The sequence below is a fragment of the Kitasatospora sp. NPDC001119 genome (assembly GCF_053598475.1).
This window is the reverse complement of sequence record NZ_JBSFKI010000005.1, coordinates 170,411-190,452: the sequence shown is the minus strand read 5'-3', so window position 1 is coordinate 190,452 and position 20,042 is coordinate 170,411. Positions and strand designations below refer to the sequence as shown.

Sequence of the window (20,042 nt, the reverse complement as noted above, 5' to 3'; positions counted from 1 at the left end):
GCCCCCTCGCCGGGGCAGGCGAGGGGGCGTGGATGGTGTGGAGTGTCAGGCGTGGTGGTCGAATTCGCCGGCCTTGACGCCGAGGAGGAGGGCGGCGAGGGCAGTGGGGGTGCTGCGGATGGTGAGGTGGCCTTCGTCGGATTCGCGGAGTTCGACTGCCCAACCCACCGTACGGACCTCCACGCAGTTCTCGACGTTGCCGCTGAAGGAGGACTTCTGCCACTCGGTGTCGGTCATGTTGGGCCCTTTCACAGGTTTCGCGCGATCTTGCGAATCAAGTCGCGGGAGTCATCCTCGCTCAGTGCCGATGCTTCGGTGCGTTCGAAGATGGCCCGGTAGCTGGCCAGCTCGCTGACGGCATCGAGGTATTCGGGACCGTGGGAGGACTCCCGTTCAACGGTGTCGAGCTCAGGGACCGCACCGAACGAGTACGTGAGGTTCTCGGCGGGCCCGGGAAAGGTCTCGATGTCGAACGGCACCACGCGAATGGTCATCCAAGGCAACTCGGAGTCTTCGAGCAAGGAGGAAAGCTGTTCCTTGAGGACCGCCGTGCCGCCGAACCGCGTCCACAGTACTGATTCGTAGATGAAGAAGGTCAGGGGCTTCGGACTGCGACGCAGTTCGGCCTTGCGCTGCATCCTGAACGCGGTGCGGGCCTCCAGCTCGTGCTGAGGCAGCGGAGGAAAGACGCGTCCAAAGACAGCTGAGGCGTAGTTGAAGGTCTGGCAAGGGCCGGGCATGTGGGTGAGAAGCCACAGCATGAGTTCACGGGAGGTCTTCTCAAACTCTGCGTTCTCAAGGACGCCGTCCGGGACAGCGCCTCGATGCTTCTCCCACCAGCCCTTGGAGCGGTCCCGAACCATGGCTTCCAGAGCCTCGATCAAGGGCGGGTTTATGCACTTGCAGGCTGCCGCGAAGGACCGGAGTCGGTCCACGTTTACGCTGGTCTTTCCGTTCTCCATCTGTGTCACTTGGGCAGCGCTCACGCCAAGTGCACGAGCGAGCTGGCTGCCACCGAGGCCGGATTGCTCGCGCATCTTCCGTAGCTCGGCGCCCAGGCGGCGCTGACGAAGGGTTGGGTTCTGGCGACCAGGCATGGTGACAGTCTGCCTCGCCAGCACGTGGTGGGGCCATCTGTCCCTCGGGAGAGGGAACTTCGGCAGAACAACCTAAAATTAAGTAGTTCCTGCGTTATGGTCGGTCTCACATCGATCCGACGGATCGTCAGTAACGCCTGCTAGCAAGCACCGCAGAGCAGCCACGTCCTTCTCCACGGCCTGGCTCACGGCGACACATGTTCCGCCGGTTCCCCCTCACTCACGCCTCGGGAGAACTCCCATGCGTCACATCAACACCCCCACCATCGCCGTCGCGCGACAGACTCTCCGCAACACCATGACCCGCGTCGGCTGGCCCGCCTCCCCCATCTTCGACGCGCAGCTCGCGCTCTGCGAGCTGCTCGTCAACGCCTGGCGGCACACCGAAACCCCCGCGCCGCTGGTCGAGATCATCTCCGAGGGGGACGTCCTCCGGGTCTCCGTCACGGACGAGAGCCCCGTCCTGCCCTCCGCCCCGCCGCTGTCCCTGCTCGCCGAGTCCGGCCGGGGCCTCCAGCTCGTCGCCGCCCTCACCCACGGCTGGGGCGTCGACCCCCACGAGCGTGCCAAATCCGTCTGGTTCGAGCTGCGGAAGGGCGCTGTCTGATGATCTACCGCCCCGGCCGTCACCCGATGCTGCCGACCGACCCCCGGATCCGCTACTACACCGAGGACCACATCAGCGCCCTCCTGGACGAAGTCGTGGAGCGGGGACGCGAGTTCGGCCTCATCTTCCCCTCGATCGGCACCGACCGGACCATGGACGGCCGCGTCCTCGTCCGCTTCAACACGGCGCCGGCGTCAACGCTCCTCAACCTCCTCACCCTGCTCCTCGACGCCGAGCGCAGGACCGCGTGCGATACCTGATCGGGACGGCCTTCGCCGTCCTCCTCGCCCTCGCGATCTTCACGGTCGCCCTGGGTGTCGTCACCGCCCTCCGCGCGGCCCCGCCGCCCGACGAGGACGTCTGACCCGCCAGCCCCCGCCGCCCACGCGCCGGGGGCTGCGGCACGATGGACCCCATGCACAGCGACCACTACGCGCCGCCGACCACCCTCCTCGGCCTCCTCCAGCGCGGCCGGGGCCAGGGCGCGCGAATAGCCGCCGAGGATCCGGCGGCGGTCGCCGAACTCGTCCACGGCTGCATCCGCTGGGACTGGCGCTGGGACTCGCAGGTGGACGACCGACACCTCTACTTGGCCCGGCTGATCCTGGACCTGGAGCTCCCGGTCGCCCCGGTGGTGGACTTCCTGTCCGGTGACGAGGACACCCGGGACCGGGCCACCGGCGTGCTGGAGCTGCTGGCAGTCGGCGGTTCGGAGGAAGCCCGGCGGGCGCTGCCGGACCGTATCTCCGAGGGGGACGGTCCGGCCCCGCGCCACCCCGCGAAACGCGTGGACCCGTACCCGGACCGGGACAACGCGGCTCTACTCGCCCTGCTGCGCGACCCGGGAGTCGCCGACGGTGCCAAGACGACCGCTCTCCTCGCGCTGTCGCTCCGGCCGCCAGAGCCCGAGCTGATCCCGCTGGTCCCCGCCCTCGCTGCCGCCGACGGCACCCGACCGCTGCCGCTGCTGGGTAAGGCCGTCGACCGGCTGGCCGGGCAGGCCGTGCCGGCGGCCCGGGAGTGGGCGGCTTCGGAGCAGGCGTGGCTCGCCGAGATCGGCTTCGGCGTGCTGGCCGCCCACGGTGACGAGAATGACGTGCCGAGCTTGATCGCCGAACTGGAGCGGCGGTGGGTGGACCGGTCCTGGTGCGGCCCGGACGATCTCGCGCGCGGTCTCGCCCGCTTCGGGCCGGAGGCCGCTGACGCAGTCTCGCTGCTGCGCCGTTTCTGGCTCTGGACCCCGCACTCGTACGAGCGTGCCGACTACCTGGAGGCGCTGGCGGCGATGGGGGCCGCCGGCATGGCCGAGGCGTACGTCGAGTCGCTGTGGGACTGCGAAGCGCGAGCTCGTCTGCTGGGCGTCGAGCGGGCCCCCGACCGGCCCGAGGTGCGCGACCGTCTCGCCCGTCTGCGGGACGATCCGATGGAGGAGCCGGAGGTCCGCGAGGCCGCCGGGGCGCGACTCGCCGGGCCGGCCTAGGCACCTTCGCCAGAGACCGGGAAGCCGTTCGAAGAGGGCTAGAGTGGACGCGTGAACGTGTGAGTGATGGCCCGGGCCCCGCGAGGCGCTCCGGGCCACATCCATTTCCAGGGGAACCCCCTGTGACCTGCGCGTTCGCCGGCCAGCCAGATCAGCACCAGAGCCTCCGGAGGCCCCGCCTTGAGCGACCAGCCGTTCGCGCATCTGCACGTCCACACCGAGTACTCGATGCTGGACGGTGCCGCCCGGCTGAAGCAGATGTTCAAGGAGGTCGAGCGCCTCGGTCAGACCCATGTGGCCATGACCGACCACGGCAACATGTACGGCGCCGCCGAGTTCCACCGGCAGGCGACCGACGCGGGCATCACCCCCGTCATCGGCATCGAGGCGTACGTCGCCCCGGAGTCCCGCTCGAACACCAAGCGCATCCTGTGGGGCCAGCCGCACCAGAAGCGGGACGACGTCTCCGCGTCCGGCGCGTACACCCACAAGACCATCTGGGCCCGCAACAAGGAGGGCCTGCACAACCTCTTCAAGCTGACCTCGCGCTCGTACTCCGAGGGCTGGCTGGTGAAGTGGCCCCGGATGGACAAGGAGCTGATCGCCGAGCTGTCCGGCGGCCTGATGGCCACCACCGGCTGCCCCTCCGGCGAGGTGCAGACCCGGCTGCGCCTGGGCCAGTTCGACGAGGCGCTGAAGTCCGCCGCCGACTACCAGGACATCTTCGGCAAGGAGAACTACTTCCTGGAGCTGATGGACCACGGCCTCGACATCGAGAAGCGGGTCCGCGACGGGCTGCTGGAGATCAGCAGGAAGCTGGACATCCCGCCGGTCGTCACCAACGACTCGCACTACACCACCGAGGCCGACGCCGGGGCGCACGACCTGCTGCTCTGCGTCCAGACCGGCAAGAACCTCTCGGACCCGGACCGCTTCCGCTTCGACGGCACCGGCTACTACATCAAGTCGGCCGCCGAGATGTACGCCCTCGACTCCTCGGACGCCTGGCAGGAGGGCTGCCGCAACAGCCAACTCCTCGTCGCCTCCCGGGTCGACACCGAGGGCATGTTCAAGTTCAAGAACCTCATGCCGCGCTTCCCGATCCCGGAGGGCTTCGAGTCCGAGGCGGACTTCTTCAAGTCCCAGGTGTGGAAGGGGATGGACTGGCGCTTCCCGAACGGGTACGACGAGGAGCACAAGAAGCTCGCCGAGTACGAGATGGACACCATCATCCAGATGGGGTTCCCGGCGTACTTCCTCGTGGTCGCCGACTTCATCATGTGGGCCAAGAGCCAGGGCATCGCGGTGGGCCCGGGCCGTGGTTCGGCGGCCGGTTCGCTGGTCGCGTACGCGATGGGCATCACCGACCTCGACCCCATCCCGCACGGCCTGATCTTCGAGCGCTTCCTCAACCCCGAGCGCATCTCGATGCCCGATGTCGACATCGACTTCGACGAGCGCCGGCGCGGTGACGTGATCCGCTACGTGACCGAGAAGTGGGGATCCGACAAGGTCGCCATGATCGTCACGTACGGCACCATCAAGGCGAAGGCCGCCATCAAGGACTCCTCGCGGGTCCTCGGCTACCCGTACGCGATGGGCGACCGGATCACCAAGGCGATGCCGCCGGACGTGATGGGCAAGGGCATCCCGCTCTCGGGCATCACCGACTCCTCGCACCCCCGCTACAGCGAGGCCGGCGAGATCCGCGGGCTGTACGAGAACGACCCGGACGTCCGGAAGGTCATCGACACCGCGCGCGGCATCGAGGGCCTGATCCGCCAGCCCGGCGTGCACGCCGCCGGCGTCATCATGTCCGCCGAGCCGCTGACCGACCACATCCCGGTCTGGACCCGGCACACCGACGGCGTCACCATCACGCAGTTCGACTATCCGACTTGTGAGGGCCTCGGCCTCCTCAAGATGGACTTCCTCGGCCTGCGCAACCTGACGATCATGGACGACGCCGTCAAGGCGATCGAGAAGAACAAGGGCGTCAAGATCAACCTGCTTGATCTGCCCCTGGACGACAAGCCGACCTACGAACTCCTCGCCCGCGGCGACACGCTCGGCGTCTTCCAGCTCGACGGCGGCCCCATGCGCTCGCTGCTGCGCCTGATGAAGCCCGACAACTTCGAGGACATCTCCGCCGTCCTGGCGCTGTACCGGCCCGGCCCGATGGGCGTCAACTCCCACACCAACTACGCGCTGCGCAAGAACGGCCAGCAGGAGATCACCCCGATCCACCCGGAGCTGGAGAAGCCCCTGGAGGAGGTGCTCCGGCCGACGTACGGCCTGATCGTCTACCAGGAGCAGGTGCAGAAGGCCGCGCAGATCCTGGCCGGCTACTCGCTCGGCCAGGCCGACCTGCTGCGCCGCGCCATGGGCAAGAAGAAGAAGGAGATCCTGGAGGCGGAGTTCGTCCCCTTCCAGAAGGGCTGCCGCGAGCGCGGCTACTCCGACGCGGCCATCCAGGCCGTGTGGGACGTCCTCGTCCCCTTCTCCGGCTACGCGTTCAACAAAGCGCACACCGCCGGCTACGGGCTGGTCTCGTACTGGACCGCCTACCTCAAGGCCAACTACCCGGCCGAGTACATGTCCGGGCTGCTCACCTCCGTCAAGGACGACAAGGACAAGTCCGCGGTCTACCTCAACGAGTGCCGCAAGATGGGCATCCAGGTGCTGCCGCCGGACGTCAACGAGTCGGACTCGGACTTCACCCCGCACGGTGACACCCTGGTCCGGTTCGGCCTGACCGCCATCCGCAACGTCGGCGGGCCGGTCGTCGACTCGATGATCCGGACCCGGAAGGCGAAGGGGAAGTTCGCGTCCTTCCCCGACTTCCTGGACAAGGTGGAGTCGGTGGTCTGCAACAAGCGGACCGTCGAATCGCTGATCAAGGCCGGCGCCTTCGACTCGCTCGGCCACACCCGCAAGGGCCTGAGCGCCCAGTTCGAGCCGATGATCGACAACGTCGTCGACGTGAAGCGCAAGCAGGCGGTCGGGCAGTACGACCTCTTCGGCGGCGACACCGCCTCCGAGGAGCCGAGCTTCGGACTGGACGTCGTCTTCTCCGAGGAGGAGTGGGAGAAGTCCTTCCTGCTCACCCAGGAGCGGGAGATGCTCGGCCTGTACGTCTCCTCGCACCCGCTGCACGGCATCGAGCACGTGCTCGCCGACAAGGCGGACTGCGCGGTGGCGGACCTCGCGGAGCGGCCGGACGGGACGATCGTCACCATCGGCGGCATCATCTCGGGCCTCCAGCGGAAGATGACCAAGCAGGGCAACGCCTGGGCGATCGCGACCGTCGAGGACCTGGCCGGCTCCATCGACTGCATGTTCTTCCCGGCCAGCTACCAGCTGGTCTCCTCGCAGCTGGCCGAGGACGCCGTCGTCTTCGTGCGCGGCAAGCTGGACAAGCGGGAGGACGTGCCGCGGCTGATGGGGATGGAGCTGTCCGTCCCCGACCTGTCGAACGCGCACGCCGAGGCGCCGATCACCATCCTCATCCCGAGCGCGAAGGTCACCCCGCCGCTGGTGGCCCGGCTCGGCGAGGTGCTCGGGAGCCACCGGGGCACCACCGAGGTGCGGGTGCGGCTGGAGGGCCGCGACAAGACCACGGTGCTGCGGCTCGACCGGCACCGGGTGAAGTCCGACCCGGCGCTGTTCGGGGACCTGAAGCAGCTGCTCGGGCCGAGCTGCCTGGCGGGCTAGGACGGAGACGGAAGGCCCGGGGCGTTCGCTGCGGCGGACACCCGGGCCTTTCGCGTACGGGGGAGGGGCCCGTCTCAGGTGCCGCCGCCGAGGCCCGGGGGGACGGCCGTGTGCAGCGCCGAGACGAAGGCGGAGATGGCCGGGTGGGAGCCGGCGCCGGCGCGGAACGCGGCCCGGGTGCGGCGGTACATCGGCAGGCGGGTGAGGACGACGCCGGGCGGGAGTCCGGCCGTGCCCAGCTGGGGGACCAGGGCGACGCCCTGGCCGGCCGCCACCAGGGCCAGCACGGTGGTGAAGTCGTCGATCTGGTGCCGGATGCGGGGTGCGAAGCCCGCCGCCTCGCAGGCGCGGACGGCCATGGTGTGGCAGAGCGTGCCGGGCGAGGACATGATCCACGGCGCGCCGCGCTGCTCGGCGACGGTGCCCGGGACGCGGGCGGCCAGGTACATGGGCTCGGTGAAGACCGGGCGGGTCACCGCGAGGCCCGGCTCCGGGTCGGTCGGGACGAGGTCGTACTCGTGCACCAGCGCCACGTCCAGCTCGCCCGCCCGCAGCGCCGCGCCGACGGCCGCCGGGTCCACCTCGGTGACCATCGGCTCCAGCCCCGGGTGCCAGCCGGCCAGCTCCGCGAGCACCGCCGGGATGATCGCCCGGGCCGCCGAGGGGTAGGTGCCGATCCGCAGCGGACCGGCCAACCCCCGCTTGGCGTGGGCGAGTTCGGCACCGGCCTGCTCCAGCAGGGCGAGCACCGCCTCGGCGTGCCGGACGAGGTTGAGCCCCGCCGGGGTGAGGGTGACCCGCCGCCCGGTGCGCTCCAGCAGCGGGACGCCCGCCTCCTTCTCCAGGACGGACAGCTGCTGGGACACCGCCGAGGGGCTGAAGGAGAGCGCCTCGGCGACGGCCGCGATGGTGCCGAGGTGGGCGAGTTCGCGCAGCAGGCGCAGGCGTCGGACGTCCAGCATCCGTCCAGGCTAACCGAGCATCGGCTGAGCTTACGAGAAGCGTCGGAAATGTGAACTGGACCTGGGCGATCAGGGGGCCGCAGGATCGTGGGCATGGAACTCAAGGGCATCCACGTCCCCCTGATCACCCCGTTCGCCGCCGACGGCTCCGTCGCCCTCGACGCGCTGGAGAAGCTCGCGCACGAGGTCCTGGACGCCGGGGCGGCCGGGCTGGTCGCCCTCGGTACCACCGGCGAGCCGGCCGCGCTGACCGCGGGGGAGCGGGACGCGGTGGTCGACGTCGCCGCGGCCGCCTGCGCCGCACGGGGGGCCCAGCTGACCGTCGGCGCCTCCGGCGGCGACACCCGGACCGTCGGCGAGGCGCTGGCCGCGCTCGGCGCGCGGGTGCCGGGGGCGGCGGCGCTGGTCACCACGCCGTCCTTCGTCCGGGCCGGCGAGGCCGGGACGGTCGCGCACTTCCGGGCGCTGGCCGCGAGCAGCCCGCTGCCGCTGGTCGTCTACCACATCCCGTACCGCACCGGGCAGCAGCTCTCCACCGCCGCGCTGCGCGAACTCGCCGCGATCGAGGGCGTGGTGGGCGTCAAGTACGCGACCGGCGGGCTGGACCAGACGGCCGCCGAGCTGCTCGCCGACGCCCCCGAGGGGTTCGCCTTCCTGACCGGCGAGGACGCCTTCCTCTCGCCGATGCTGGCGCTCGGCGCGGCCGGCGGCATCCTCGCCTCCGCGCACCTGGCGACCGCCAGGTTCGTCGAGCTGACGGAGGCCTGGCAGGCCGGGGACGTGGCGCGGGCCCGGGCGCTCGGGCACCGGCTGACCGGGCTGGCGCTGTCCGCCTTCACGGCGCCGAACCCGACGGTGACCAAGGGCGTGCTGCACGCCCAGGGCCGGATCCCGACCCCGGACGTGCGGCTGCCGCTGCTGCCGGCCGGGCGGGCCGAGGTGGAGGCGGCACTGGCCCTCGCCAGTGGTCTGGACCACTAGCGCACTCTCACGTCGTGGAACGCCAGGTCGTATGACGCCCGTGACAAGGCATGATGGGCGGAGTGCGGCTGTGAACAGCACCTTTCAGAGGAGTAGTCGGAGATGAAGATCGGCATTGTCGGTGCCACCGGCCAGGTCGGCGGCGTGGTCCGCGAGATCCTGGCGGAGCGCAACGTTCCGGTGGAGCAGCTGCGGCTGTTCGCCTCGGCCCGCTCGGCCGGGCGCACGCTGCCCTGGCAGGGCACCGAGGTCACCGTCGAGGACGCGGCCACGGCCGACTACACCGGCCTGGACATCGTGATCTTCTCGGCGGGCGGCTCGACCTCCAAGACCCTGGCCCCCAAGGTCGCCGCGGCCGGTGCCGTCGTGATCGACAACTCCTCCGCCTGGCGCCGCGACCCCGAGGTCCCGCTGGTCGTCTCCGAGGTCAACCCGGAGGCCATCGCGGACCGCCCCAAGGGCATCATCGCCAACCCGAACTGCACCACCATGGCCGCCATGCCCGTGCTGCGCCCGCTGCACGAGGAGGCCGGCCTGGCCGCGCTCGTCGTCTCCACCTACCAGGCCGTCTCCGGCAGCGGTGTGGCCGGCGTCGCGGAGCTCCAGGACCAGGCCGCCAAGGTCGTGGAGCTCGGCGCCGCCGCGCTCGCCCACGACGGCGCCGCCGTCGAGTTCCCGGAGCCCAAGGTCTACCAGCGGCCGATCGCCTTCAACGTGGTGCCGCTGGCCGGCTCCCTCGTGGACGACGGCTCCAACGAGACCGACGAGGAGCAGAAGCTCCGCCACGAGAGCCGCAAGATCCTCGGCATCCCGGAGCTGAAGGTCTCCGGCACCTGCGTGCGCGTCCCGGTCTTCTCCGGCCACTCGCTGCAGATCAACGCCCGCTTCGAGCGCCCGATCAGCCCCGAGCGGGCCGTCGAGCTGCTCACCGGCGCCCCCGGCGTCGAGCTGTCCGACATCCCCACCCCGCTCCAGGCCGCCGGCCAGGACCCGAGCTACGTCGGCCGCATCCGGGTCGACGAGACGGTGGACAACGGCCTGTCGCTGTTCGTCTCGAACGACAACCTGCGCAAGGGCGCCGCGCTGAACGCCGTCCAGCTGGCCGAGCTGGTCGCCGCCGAACTCAAGGGCTGAGCGCCCCTGAGCTCAAGGGCTGAGCACCTCCGGGTGAACCCCATCGGCTGAGCGCCACCAGGGTGAACCACCGGCCGGGACATTGGCCGGACCACCGCCGCGTGACCTCGGGCGGGCCCCGTCGTTGTACGGGGCCCGCCTTCGCTTTTGTTTGCTCCTCGTTGGGACGGCCGTTGCGCTACCGGGACAACCGGCGAGGTTCGGCAGGCGAACCGCGGGTAAAAGGTGACCCAACGATCGGGCGACGACGGGGGCCCCTCACCTCGGCACGCCCGGACGACGGGCGGACCGCCCATTCCCGAATCGACCCACCCGACTGATTCCGAGGGCGAGCGAAAAGAGGTGCGCGATGGACCGCTGTGTCGTCCTGGTGGACGCCGGATATCTGCTGGGCGCCGCCGCCAGCCTGCTCGCGGGGGATCCGTCCCGCTCCAAGGTCACCGTGAACCACACGGCCCTGATCGCCGCACTGCGCGAACGCGCCGAGGCCGAGACAGGCCTGCCGCTGCTGCGGATCTACTGGTTCGACGCCGCGCCCGACCGGCGCCCGATGCCCGAGCACCGGCGGCTGCGGGTGCTGCCCCGGGTCACCGTACGGCTCGGCGCCCTCACCCGGGCCGAGGGGCGCTGGGTGCAGAAGGGTGTGGACGCCGCGATGCACGCCGAACTCTCCGAGCTCGCCCGCAACCGGGCCTGCGCCGACGTCGTGCTGATCACCGGCGACGGGGACCTGCTGCCCGGCATGATGACCGCCAAGGAGCACGGGGTGGCCGTCCACCTGTGGGCCCTCCAGGCCGCCGACGGCGACTTCAACCAGTCCGAGGACCTGGTCGGCGAGGCGGACGAGCGGCGGGTGCTCGACCGGGAGTGGATCGAGGGGTCCTTCTCCCTGCGGGAGCACTCCAGCATGTTCCCGGCCCCGGGGGCCCGGCAGGAGATCGCCAAGATCCTCGCCGCCCCGCCGGCCGCCCCGCTGCCCACCGTGGTGCCGCCGGTGGTCCGCCCGGCGGCCACGGCCGCGGCCCCGGCGGACGCCCCCGCCACCGACGGACAGCCGCAGCCGGCCGCGGCCGCGCTCAAGGTCGTACCGACACCGAAGGACCTGGCCGGGCGGGCCTCCTCCGTCACCCCGGTCACCGCGCTCACCCCGGTGGCGAACGGCAGCAACGGCCACGGTGTGAACGGGAACGGGGCCGTCGCGCAGACCGGGCCGGTGCTGCGCTGGTCCTCCGACCGCGGCTGGGTGGACCGGCCCGTCCCGGAGCCCGCCGTCACCGCCGGCGACAGCCTGCCCACCCTCGCCCAGCTCACCACCGCCGAGCAGCGCTGGGCCGACCGCGAGGAGGACATCACCTCCATCGGCGGCGACGCCCACGAGGTCGGGCAGGTCTTCGCCCGCCGCTGGAGCGAACGCGTCGGCGACGCGGAAAGACTGACCATGCTCTGGCCCGACTACCCGCGCATCCCGCACCGGGTGGACGGCGAGCTGCTGCGCTACGCCGCCCGCTTCGGGCTGCTGGCGCACAAGGACGACCAGATCGACGAGCACGACCGCTACGCCATCCGGGCCGGGTTCTGGAAGGAACTGGCGGCGCGGGTGCCGGGCGGGTCGATGGTCGTCGACGACTGAGCCGGGCGGCGGACGGAGCGGGCCCGACGGCCGGGGCGGCGCGACGACCGAGGGGGTCCGAGGGCCGCGGCGGCCCGGCGGACGACCCGCCAGGTCGGCGGCCCGGGCGCGGGCGGGGCCCCGTTGTCCGGTTCGCCCGTATGAGCGCGTAGAGTCTTCGGTCGTGAGCGAGACGGCGGGGCGAGCACCCGAGGAACCCCTGCCGTGCGTGGCCGTGCGCGACCTGGTCAGGACCTACCGCAGCGGACGCGGCGCGGCCGCCACCGAGATCCGGGCCAACGACGGGATCAGCCTCACCGTCCGCCAGGGCGAGGTCTTCGGGCTGCTCGGGCCGAACGGAGCCGGCAAGTCGACGCTGGTGCGCCAGCTCACCGGACTGCTGCGCCCCGACTCGGGCTCCGTCGAACTCCTCGGCCACGACATCGTGCGGCACCCCGAGCGGGCCGCCCGGCTGCTCGGCTACCTCGGGCAGGAATCCACCGCGCTGGACGAGCTGACGGTCGCGCTCGCCGCCGAGACCACCGGGCGGCTGCGCGGACTCACCCGGGCGCAGGCCCGCGGCGCGGCCGCCGACGTGCTGACCGAACTCGGGCTGGAGCCGATCGCCGCCCGGCCGCTCGCCAAGCTGTCCGGCGGACAGCGGCGGCTCGCCTGCTTCGCGGCCACCCTGGTGGGGGAGCGCCCGCTGCTCGTCCTGGACGAGCCCACCACCGGCATGGACCCGGTCGCCCGGCGGGCCGTGTGGAGCGCCGTGGACCGGCGGCGCGCCGAGCACGGGACGACGGTGCTGCTGGTCACCCACAACGTGATCGAGGCCGAGACGGTGCTCGACCGGGTCGCCGTGGTCGACGACGGCCGGGTGATCGCCTGCGACACGCCCGGCGGGCTCAAGGCGCTGGTGGACGGCGACGTCCGGCTCGACCTGGTCTGGCGGGACGAGGCGCCGCTCGGCGTGCCCGCCGTCGCCGCGCTGCGCGAACGGGCCGAGTGCACCGGGCGCCGCTGGACCGTCCGCACCACCCCCGAGCAGGCCCGCGAACTGGTCGCCGCCGTCACCACCGGCCCGGCCTTCGCCGCGCTCGACGACTTCACCCTCGCCACCCCGAGCCTTGAGGACGCCTACCTCAAGCTGGGCGGCCGCCACGGAGGACTGGCCAAGTGACGCTGCTCTCGGTGCCGCCGCGGACCGACCGGTCCACGGCCGCCCCCGCCCCGCTCGCCCCCGCGGCCAGGCTGCTGCCGGCGCTCGCGGCCGTGTACCGGGCGCAGCTCGCCCGGGCGCGGGTGGCGCGCATCCCGCTGCTGTTCGTGGCCACCTTCCAGTCCGTCGGCATCCTGGTGATGATGCGGGGCGTGGTGGACGCCGGGCAGTCCTCGGCGGCGCGGTCGGTGGTCGCCGGGTCGAGCGTGCTGGTGGTGGCGTTCGTCGCGCTGAACCTGCTCGCCCAGTACTTCGGGAAGCTGCGGGCCGCCGGCGGGCTCGACCACTACGCGACGCTGCCGGTGCCGGCCGCCTCGGTGGTGCTGGGGACGGCCGCCGCGTACGCCTCCTTCACGCTCCCCGGGACGCTCGCCACGGCGGCGTTCGGGGCGGTGATGTTCGGGCTGCCGCTCGGGCAGCTGTGGGTGCTGCTGGCGGTCGTGCCGCTGGCCGGGGCCGCGCTGTCGGGGCTGGGGGCGGCCTGCGGGCTGCTGGCGCCGCGCCAGGAGCTCGCGACGATGCTCGGGCAGCTCGGGATGTCGGCCGCCCTGCTGCTGGGCGTGCTGCCGGTGGACCACCTGCCGCAGCCGGTGCAGTGGCTGCGGGACCTGCTGCCGTCCACGTACGGGGTGGACGCCTTCGCGCGGACCTTCGCGCCGGACCCGGACTGGGCGCTGGTGCTCGTGGACCTGGGGGTCTGCGCGGGGGTGGGCGTGGTGTCGCTGGCCGTCGCCACCTGGGCGTACCGGCGGGCGGTCTCACGGTAGGGCGTCCCGCGGCCGGGCGTCGCGTAGCGGGCCCACGACCGGTGGGCACGGTGGCGGGTACGGGTGGGTCGTCCGGGTGGCCGTCGTGAAACGATGGGGCGCGTGACCGTACCGAACACACCTCCGGATCCCGCGCCCGCCGATGTGCAGGCGGTGCCGGACGCAGCGCCCGACCCGTTCGCGCCGCCGTACGGGGCCACCGCCCTCGGGCACGGGACGATTCCGCTGGGGCGGCGGCTGCTGCCGGAGGTCCGGGTCGGGGCGGGTGTCGTGGTCGCCTGCCTGGTCGCCGGTCTGGTGATGGCCGGGCTGTGGGCCTGGCTGGCGCCGAAGGTGCCGCTGCTGGTGGACGGCGACCGCATCCTCTACGCCGACCCCGAGGGCGAGCAGCGGGCCGGGGCCGACGCGGTGTTCGTGCTGATCGGCCTGGGGGCCGGGATCCTGACCGCGCTCGGCGCCTTCCTGGTGACCCGGCGGCGCGGCGGCGGCATCGCGGTCGCGCTGGGACTGGCCGTCGGCGGGCTGCTCGGATCGATCGGGGCCTGGCGGATCGGGCGGTGGCTCGGGCCGAGCGGCGACCTGATCGGCGAGGCCCGGCGGGTCGGCAACGGCGGGCACTTCGACGCGGGCATCGACCTGGGGGCGCTGGGGGCGCTGCTGGTCTGGCCGATGACGGCGATGGTGGTGCTGCTCCTGCTCTCGGCCGCGTTCGGGAAGCGGGAGGAGGACCCGCCGCCGTACTGGGCGCCGGTGGCGCAGGCTCCGCTGGCGCAGGCTCCGTTGGCGGGGCCCCCGGTGATGCCCCCGACGGGGCCCTCGGCGGGGCCCTCCGCGGAGGCACCGACCGGGCCGTGGGCCGGGCCGGGTGCGGGGAGCGGCGCCGGAAACGGTCCGGGGAGCGGTACGGAGCGCTGAGCGTGGTCGGGCGCGGGGTGGTGCGGGTCGTCCCGCACCGGCCCCGCGCCCTCGCTTTTCCCCGGGGAGGGGCGTTCCCCCGGAGAGGGGGCTCAGCGGGCGATGGGGGCGGTGTCGGCCCTCGTGAGGGCGACGAGGTCGGTGGGGGCCAGTTCGACTTCGAGGCCGCGGCGGCCCGCCGAGACGTAGACGGTGGGGTGGCCGAGCGCGCTGACGTCGACGACGGTGCGCAGCGGCCGGCGCTGGCCCAGCGGGGAGATGCCGCCGAGGACGTAGCCGCTGCTGCGCTCGGCGGCGGCCGGGTCGGCCATGGCGGCGCGCTTGCCGCCGACGGCCGCCGCCAGGGCCTTGAGGTCGAGCTGGCCGGCGACCGGGACCACGCCGACGGTGAGGGTGCCGTCCACGTCGGCGACGAGGGTCTTGAAGACCCGCTCGGGGGCGATGCCGAGGACCTCGGCGGCCTCGCCGCCGTAGGAGGCGGCGGCCGGGTCGTGGTCGTAGGCGTGCACGGTGAACGGGACGGCTGCGGTTTCCAGGGCGACGGTGGCGGGTGTGCCCTGGCCGCCCTTCCTGGTCTTCTTGGCCATGCGGGGTCCTCGGGGTCCTTGAGGTCCTTGGGGTCCTCGGTCAGTTCGGGCTGAAGGACTGGCGGGTGAGGTCGACGGCGGGCAGCGACGGCAGCCAGCTGAGGACGGCCGACTCGCGGCGCAGCAGGTCGAGCTCGGCGCGCAGCCGTTGGGCGGTGTCCGGGCAGGCGAGCAGCTGCTGCTTGACCGGGGTCTCGAACACCGAGGCGGCGGCGACCAGGTAGGAGAGCACCTGGGGGTCGTCCGGGAGCTCCTGGTGGCCGACGGTGCTCGCCTCGCGGGCGCCGGCCAGGCGCTTCTGGTAGACCCGGAACGCCCGCTCGACCTCGGAGGCCAGCGCGCCGGAGCCCTCGCCCGGGCGCTCCTCGATCAGCTCCGTCTCCCCGGTCAGGTACGGGCCGGAGACGTCCACCGAGCGCAGCCGGAACCGGGTGGTGCCGGTGACCAGCAGCTCGTAGCGGCCGTCCGGCTGGTGCTGGACGGAGGCGATGTCGGCGACGCAGCCGACCTGGAAGACCGCCTCCAGCGGGTCCCCGGTGACGGTGCCGAGGCCGTCCAGCGGACCGGCCGGGCCCTCCTCGGGCCTGACCCGGGCGACCTCCCGGCCGTCCCTGATCGCGAGCACGCCGAACCGCCGGGGGGTGTCCTCGGGCTGTTCGAGCAGATCGGCGACGAGACGGCGGTAGCGCTCCTCGAAGACGTTCAGGGGCAGCACCAGGCCCGGGTAGAGCACGGTGTTCAGCGGGAAGAGCGGCAGCCGTTCTGTCACGGCGGACAGCGTAGTTCCCCGGACGGGGGCCTTGTCGCACGGTTGACGGGCCCGGCCGCTCGCCGGGCCCGTCCACCGGAGGGCTCAACCGCGCTGGAGCATCCGCGTGGCGCCGGCCACGACCGTGGAGGCGAGCAGCCAGCCGACCACGACCAGCCCGGCGGAGATCCACTGGGTGAGGCCGCCGGGGTTCCAGCCGCCCTGGTTGAGGTCCACGATCGGCAGCAGCTGGTTGAGGGTGTACAGCACCGGGTTCCAGTGCGGGCGCTCGTCGGCCTTGAGCGGATCCAGCGGGTGGGTGGCGAACCAGAGGCTGCCGAGGACCCAGGCGAGCAGCAGCCACAGGCCCGCCCGGCCCGGGCGGTAGCCGTAGCCGACGGTCGCGTCCTGGACGGCGCCCCAGACCCGGGCCGGCAGCGGCAGGGTGCGGCGGCGCCGGCGCTGCTTGGCGTACAGCACCTCGCGGGCGTCGTCGTCGGCGCCGTCGCGGCGCAGGGCGGCCGCGAGCTGCTCGTAGGACTCGGGCTGGAAGTCCACCGAGGAGCCCTCCAGCCAGGCGATCCGCTGCTGGACGGGGAAGGCGCCGACCGGGCGCAGGTTCTCGTAGACGAAGCCGGTGAGGCCCAGGTGCTTGCCGAGCGGCCAGGCCTCCGGGGTGTCGACCAGGTTGCCGACCCGGGCCCGGGAGAGCGAGACGGTGCCGGTCGGGCGGACCTTGCAGGTGAAGCGCAGCTCCGGGGTGTGGATGCGGCGCAGCGAGAGCTCGTCCTCGCCCTCCAGGTGGAACTCGCCGGAGACCAGGCAGGCGCCGTCGAAGCGGCTGTCGGACAGCCGTACCCGGCCGAAGGCGCGGAACGGGGTGACGGGCCCGTCGGGCGGCGGGTTCTCGCCGTAGCCGGAGCCGTAGTAGCCGCGGGAGCCGACCCAGCCGAGGTCGGCGGAGCCGGTCAGGTAGAGGGTGTGGCCGACGGTGACCCGCACGGCGTTGAGGCAGGTGGGATTGTGCCGCCGGTCGGCGCGCAGCTGGGCGCCGCGCAGCGAGAGCCGGCCGCCTATCCGGGCGGTGCGCACGCTCAGCTCGCCCCGGGTCTCCAGGCGTTCGGCCTCGAAGTCCTGGTTGACGGTGATCCCGTCGGCGGAGACGGCGCGGCCGTGGCGGTCGCCGCCGACGACGGTCTGGTTGAGCAGCAGGTCGGTGCCGATCCGGGCGTCGGTGAGCCGGATGCCGTCGGGGACGCGGCAGCGGGCGAGGTGGAGGTCGCCGGTGGTGGAGAGCCGGGAGGCCTCCAGCCGGGGGATCAGGCAGTTCACGAAGCGCAGCGTGGAGGCCGCCGCCTCGGAGATGAGGATCTTGTGCGCGAAGCGGCAGTCGTGCAGCTCGACGTAGTCGTCGATGGCGCCCCCGGCCAGGTTGAGCGCGCCGGTGACCAGGACGCCGCTGAACCGCAGCGAGGCGACCCGCCCGGGGGCGGGCTCCGGTCCTACCAGCAGCAGATGGGCGAGCACCTCGGCGCGGACGGTGCGGTCGGGGCCCCAGGGGGCGTCGCCGAAGGGGTCGTCGGTGTTGGCTTCGCCACTGCGGAGGTCCAGGATCTCGCCCTGGCGGTAGGCCTCCCAGAGCGCGCGTTCCGTGTCCGTCCAGCCCTCTGGAGCGCGCTCCGCCATGGTTTTCCCCGTCCCCCCGGTCGTCTCGCCTTTCGTATCACGGACTGAAATGCGGGACCAGGGGTTCCGGCCACTCCTTACACTGGGTGGCGTGATCTCTCGAATCGACCTCCGCGGCTCGCTGGACGACCCGCGTGACCTGCTGCCCCGTGCCGAGTTCGACGTCGCGGCCGCCCTGGAGAAGGTGCGGCCGATCGCCGAGGACGTACGCCATCGCGGGGTCGCGGCGCTGATCGAGATCACCGAACGCTTCGACGGCGTCCGGCTGGAGTCGACCCGGGTCCCGGCCGAGCAGCTGACCGAGGCCCTGGAGACGCTGGACCCGAAGGTCCGGGCCGCCCTGGAGGAGTCGATCCGCCGGGCCCGCGCCGTGCACGCCGACCAGCGCCGCACCGGGCACACCACCCAGGTGGTGCCGGGCGGCACGGTCACCCAGCGCTGGGTGCCGGTCGAGCGGGTCGGCCTGTACGTGCCGGGCGGGCTGGCGGTCTACCCGTCCTCCGTGGTGATGAACGTGGTGCCGGCCCAGGAGGCGGGCGTCCGGGGCATCGCCGTCACCTCGCCGCCGCAGAAGGAGTTCGGGGGGAGCGTCCACCCGGCCATCCTGGCGGCCTGCGCGCTGCTCGGCGTGGACGAGGTCTACTCCGTCGGCGGCGCCCAGGCGGTCGCGATGTTCGCCCTCGGCACCGAGGAGTGCGCGCCGGTGAACGTGGTCACCGGCCCCGGCAACATCTACGTCGCCGCCGCCAAGCGCTACTTCGCCGGCCGGATCGGCATCGACTCCGAGGCCGGCCCGACCGAGATCGCCGTCCTCGCCGACGACAGCGCGCTGCCGTCCGACGTCGCCGCCGACCTGATCAGCCAGGCCGAGCACGGCCCGACCTCCGGCTCGGTGCTGGTCACCGACTCCCCGGCGCTCGCCGACGCGGTCGAGGCCGAGCTGGCCGTACAGGTCGCGCGGACCAAGCACGGCGAGCGGGTGGCCGAGGCGCTCGGCGGCCGGCAGTCCGGCATCATCCTGGTCGACGACCTGGAGCAGGGCCTCGCCGTGGTCAACGCGTACGCGGCCGAGCACCTGGAGATCCAGACCCGCGACGCCCACGCGGTGGCCGCCCGGGTGGTCAACGCCGGCGCGATCTTCATCGGCCGCTGGACCCCGGTCTCGCTGGGCGACTACGCGGCCGGCTCCAACCACGTGCTGCCGACCGGCGGCTGCGCCTGCCACTCCTCCGGGCTGTCGGTGCAGACCTTCCTGCGCGGCGTCCAGGTCGTCGAGTACGACCGGGAGGCGCTGGCGGACGTCGCCGCGCACGTGGTCAACCTGGCGAACGCCGAGGACCTGCCGGGGCACGGGGACGCCATCAAGGCACGTTTTGTCGGAGACGAACAGAACTGGCACAGCGATTGGACGGTTCCGGGAGCGTGACCGCCATGACTCGCATCGACGACCTGCCGATCCGGGACGAGCTGCGCGGCCAGTCCCCGTACGGCGCGCCGCAGCTGGACGTGCCCGTCCAGCTGAACACCAACGAGAACCCGTACCCGCTGCCCGAGGAGCTGGTCGCCCGGATCGCCGAGCGCGTCGCCGAGGCCGCCCGCGGGCTGAACCGCTACCCCGACCGGGACGCGGTCGAGCTGCGCGAGGGCCTCGCCGCGTACCTCGGGAAGACCACCGGCTTCCCGGTCGCCCGGGAGCAGGTGTGGGCCGCCAACGGCTCCAACGAGGTGCTCCAGCAGCTGCTGCAGACCTTCGGCGGCCCCGGCCGCAGCGCGCTCGGCTTCGAGCCCTCGTACTCGATGCACGCGCTGATCTCCCGGGGCACCGGCACCGCCTGGATCTCCGGCCCGCGCAACGACGACTTCACCATCGACGTGGACGCCGCCGTCACCGCCATCGCGGAGCACCGGCCGAACGTGGTGTTCATCTGCTCGCCCAACAACCCGACCGGCACCGCCGTGGACGCCGACACCGTGCTGCGGCTGTACGAGGCCGCGCAGGCCGCCCGGCCCAGCCTGGTGGTGGTGGACGAGGCGTACGTCGAGTTCTCGCACCGCGCCTCGCTGCTGCCGCTGATCGAGGGCCGCCCCAACCTGGTGGTCAGCCGCACCATGTCCAAGGCCTTCGGCGCGGCCGGGCTGCGCCTGGGCTACCTGGCCGCCGACCCGGCCGTGGTGGACGCCGTCCAGCTGGTGCGCCTGCCGTACCACCTGTCGGCCGTCACCCAGGCCACCGCGCTGGCCTGCCTGGAGCACACCGACACCCTGCTCGGGTACGTCGGGCGGCTCAAGCAGGAGCGCGACCGGCTGGTCGACGCGCTGCGGGGGATGGGCCTGGAGGTCACCGACTCGGACGCCAACTTCGTCCAGTTCGGCCGCTTCGCCGACACCCACGCGGTGTGGCAGGCCATCCTCGACCAGGGCGTCCTGGTCCGCGACAACGGCGTCCCCGGGTGGCTGCGCGTCACCGCCGGCACGCCCGCCGAGAACGACGCCTTCCTGGACGCCGTCCGCTTTGTGATCAAGGAGTTCTAAC

18 protein-coding genes are annotated in these 20,042 nt (G+C 72.5%); 12 read left to right on the top strand and 6 right to left on the bottom strand.

Annotation, left to right across the window (positions count from 1 at the left end; all coding sequences use genetic code 11):
• Positions 1–45: 45 nt before the first annotated feature.
• Positions 46–237 carry a DUF397 domain-containing protein gene (locus tag ACWDD9_RS08255; RefSeq protein ID WP_074000925.1) on the bottom strand — a complete coding sequence of 64 codons (192 nt, stop codon included), beginning with the start codon at positions 235–237 and terminating at the stop codon, positions 46–48.
• An 11-nt stretch (positions 238–248) separates the two neighbouring features.
• Positions 249–1,097 carry a helix-turn-helix domain-containing protein gene (locus ACWDD9_RS08250; protein WP_074001194.1) on the bottom strand — a complete coding sequence of 283 codons (849 nt, stop codon included), beginning with the start codon at positions 1,095–1,097 and terminating at the stop codon, positions 249–251.
• 241 nt (positions 1,098–1,338) lie between these two features.
• Between ACWDD9_RS08250 and ACWDD9_RS08245 the strand changes: the two genes are divergently transcribed.
• From ACWDD9_RS08245 to dnaE, 4 genes are all read left to right on the top strand, one after another.
• Positions 1,339–1,704 (top strand): ATP-binding protein, encoded by a 366-nt coding sequence (locus ACWDD9_RS08245; protein WP_074000926.1) that lies wholly within the window; start codon positions 1,339–1,341, stop codon positions 1,702–1,704.
• Positions 1,704–1,964, top strand: a complete 261-nt coding sequence (locus ACWDD9_RS08240; RefSeq protein ID WP_375873987.1) for a hypothetical protein — start codon at positions 1,704–1,706, stop codon at positions 1,962–1,964. Before ACWDD9_RS08245 ends, ACWDD9_RS08240 begins: the two co-directional genes overlap by 1 nt.
• Positions 1,965–2,119: 155 nt before the next feature.
• On the top strand, positions 2,120–3,184 hold the full coding sequence (locus ACWDD9_RS08235) for a hypothetical protein (protein ID WP_449811137.1): 1,065 nt from the start codon (positions 2,120–2,122) through the stop codon (positions 3,182–3,184).
• Positions 3,185–3,364: 180 nt separating this feature from the next.
• The gene (gene dnaE / locus ACWDD9_RS08230; protein ID WP_049649549.1) at positions 3,365–6,898 is read left to right on the top strand and encodes a DNA polymerase III subunit alpha; all 3,534 of its coding nucleotides are present in this window, start codon (positions 3,365–3,367) and stop codon (positions 6,896–6,898) included.
• Positions 6,899–6,972: 74 nt separating this feature from the next.
• On the opposite strand, the gene ACWDD9_RS08225 is transcribed toward dnaE, so the two are convergent.
• Complete coding sequence (locus ACWDD9_RS08225) at positions 6,973–7,860, bottom strand: LysR family transcriptional regulator (protein WP_449811136.1); 888 nt, start codon at positions 7,858–7,860, stop codon at positions 6,973–6,975.
• A 93-nt stretch (positions 7,861–7,953) separates the two neighbouring features.
• Here ACWDD9_RS08225 and ACWDD9_RS08220 point away from each other — a divergent pair, with 93 nt between their 5' ends.
• From ACWDD9_RS08220 to ACWDD9_RS08195, 6 genes are all read left to right on the top strand, one after another.
• Positions 7,954–8,841 carry a dihydrodipicolinate synthase family protein gene (locus ACWDD9_RS08220; protein WP_117487416.1) on the top strand — a complete coding sequence of 296 codons (888 nt, stop codon included), beginning with the start codon at positions 7,954–7,956 and terminating at the stop codon, positions 8,839–8,841.
• Between the two features lie 102 nt (positions 8,842–8,943).
• Positions 8,944–9,975 carry an aspartate-semialdehyde dehydrogenase gene (locus tag ACWDD9_RS08215; RefSeq protein WP_449811135.1) on the top strand — a complete coding sequence of 344 codons (1,032 nt, stop codon included), beginning with the start codon at positions 8,944–8,946 and terminating at the stop codon, positions 9,973–9,975.
• A 349-nt stretch (positions 9,976–10,324) separates the two neighbouring features.
• Positions 10,325–11,605 carry an NYN domain-containing protein gene (locus tag ACWDD9_RS08210; protein ID WP_049650375.1) on the top strand — a complete coding sequence of 427 codons (1,281 nt, stop codon included), beginning with the start codon at positions 10,325–10,327 and terminating at the stop codon, positions 11,603–11,605.
• 163 nt (positions 11,606–11,768) lie between these two features.
• Positions 11,769–12,767 carry an ABC transporter ATP-binding protein gene (locus ACWDD9_RS08205; protein ID WP_234348270.1) on the top strand — a complete coding sequence of 333 codons (999 nt, stop codon included), beginning with the start codon at positions 11,769–11,771 and terminating at the stop codon, positions 12,765–12,767.
• On the top strand, positions 12,764–13,573 hold the full coding sequence (locus ACWDD9_RS08200; protein WP_449811134.1) for an ABC transporter permease: 810 nt from the start codon (positions 12,764–12,766) through the stop codon (positions 13,571–13,573). Before ACWDD9_RS08205 ends, ACWDD9_RS08200 begins: the two co-directional genes overlap by 4 nt.
• Positions 13,574–13,675: 102 nt before the next feature.
• A complete protein-coding gene (locus tag ACWDD9_RS08195) occupies positions 13,676–14,488 on the top strand; it encodes a hypothetical protein (protein ID WP_449811133.1) in 813 nt (270 codons plus the stop codon).
• Between the two features lie 92 nt (positions 14,489–14,580).
• On the opposite strand, the gene ybaK is transcribed toward ACWDD9_RS08195, so the two are convergent.
• The 3 genes from ybaK to ACWDD9_RS08180 form a co-directional block, all read right to left on the bottom strand.
• Complete coding sequence (gene ybaK, locus ACWDD9_RS08190; RefSeq protein ID WP_074000932.1) at positions 14,581–15,075, bottom strand: Cys-tRNA(Pro) deacylase; 495 nt, start codon at positions 15,073–15,075, stop codon at positions 14,581–14,583.
• Between the two features lie 40 nt (positions 15,076–15,115).
• Positions 15,116–15,853 carry an LON peptidase substrate-binding domain-containing protein gene (locus tag ACWDD9_RS08185; RefSeq protein ID WP_181970799.1) on the bottom strand — a complete coding sequence of 246 codons (738 nt, stop codon included), beginning with the start codon at positions 15,851–15,853 and terminating at the stop codon, positions 15,116–15,118.
• A gap of 75 nt (positions 15,854–15,928) precedes the next feature.
• Positions 15,929–17,509 (bottom strand): oxidoreductase, encoded by a 1,581-nt coding sequence (locus tag ACWDD9_RS08180; protein WP_449811132.1) that lies wholly within the window; start codon positions 17,507–17,509, stop codon positions 15,929–15,931.
• Between the two features lie 91 nt (positions 17,510–17,600).
• Here ACWDD9_RS08180 and hisD point away from each other — a divergent pair, with 91 nt between their 5' ends.
• Both hisD and ACWDD9_RS08170 read left to right on the top strand, forming a co-directional pair.
• The gene (gene hisD / locus ACWDD9_RS08175) at positions 17,601–18,935 is read left to right on the top strand and encodes a histidinol dehydrogenase (protein WP_375873980.1); all 1,335 of its coding nucleotides are present in this window, start codon (positions 17,601–17,603) and stop codon (positions 18,933–18,935) included.
• 5 nt (positions 18,936–18,940) lie between these two features.
• Positions 18,941–20,041, top strand: coding sequence for a histidinol-phosphate transaminase (locus ACWDD9_RS08170; protein WP_449811131.1), 1,101 nt, complete (start codon positions 18,941–18,943; stop codon positions 20,039–20,041).
• Position 20,042 lies beyond the last annotated feature (1 nt).

Coding starts and splice junctions, on each gene's coding strand:
- ACWDD9_RS08255 (WP_074000925.1), bottom strand. CDS start 237: ATGACCGACACCGAGTGGCAGAAGTCCTCCTTCAGCGGCAACGTCGAG.
- ACWDD9_RS08250 (WP_074001194.1), bottom strand. CDS start 1,097: ATGCCTGGTCGCCAGAACCCAACCCTTCGTCAGCGCCGCCTGGGCGCC.
- ACWDD9_RS08245 (WP_074000926.1), top strand. CDS start 1,339: ATGCGTCACATCAACACCCCCACCATCGCCGTCGCGCGACAGACTCTC.
- ACWDD9_RS08240 (WP_375873987.1), top strand. CDS start 1,704: ATGATCTACCGCCCCGGCCGTCACCCGATGCTGCCGACCGACCCCCGG.
- ACWDD9_RS08235 (WP_449811137.1), top strand. CDS start 2,120: ATGCACAGCGACCACTACGCGCCGCCGACCACCCTCCTCGGCCTCCTC.
- ACWDD9_RS08225 (WP_449811136.1), bottom strand. CDS start 7,860: ATGCTGGACGTCCGACGCCTGCGCCTGCTGCGCGAACTCGCCCACCTC.
- ACWDD9_RS08220 (WP_117487416.1), top strand. CDS start 7,954: ATGGAACTCAAGGGCATCCACGTCCCCCTGATCACCCCGTTCGCCGCC.
- ACWDD9_RS08215 (WP_449811135.1), top strand. CDS start 8,944: ATGAAGATCGGCATTGTCGGTGCCACCGGCCAGGTCGGCGGCGTGGTC.
- ACWDD9_RS08210 (WP_049650375.1), top strand. CDS start 10,325: ATGGACCGCTGTGTCGTCCTGGTGGACGCCGGATATCTGCTGGGCGCC.
- ybaK (WP_074000932.1), bottom strand. CDS start 15,075: ATGGCCAAGAAGACCAGGAAGGGCGGCCAGGGCACACCCGCCACCGTC.
- ACWDD9_RS08180 (WP_449811132.1), bottom strand. CDS start 17,509: ATGGCGGAGCGCGCTCCAGAGGGCTGGACGGACACGGAACGCGCGCTC.
- ACWDD9_RS08170 (WP_449811131.1), top strand. CDS start 18,941: ATGACTCGCATCGACGACCTGCCGATCCGGGACGAGCTGCGCGGCCAG.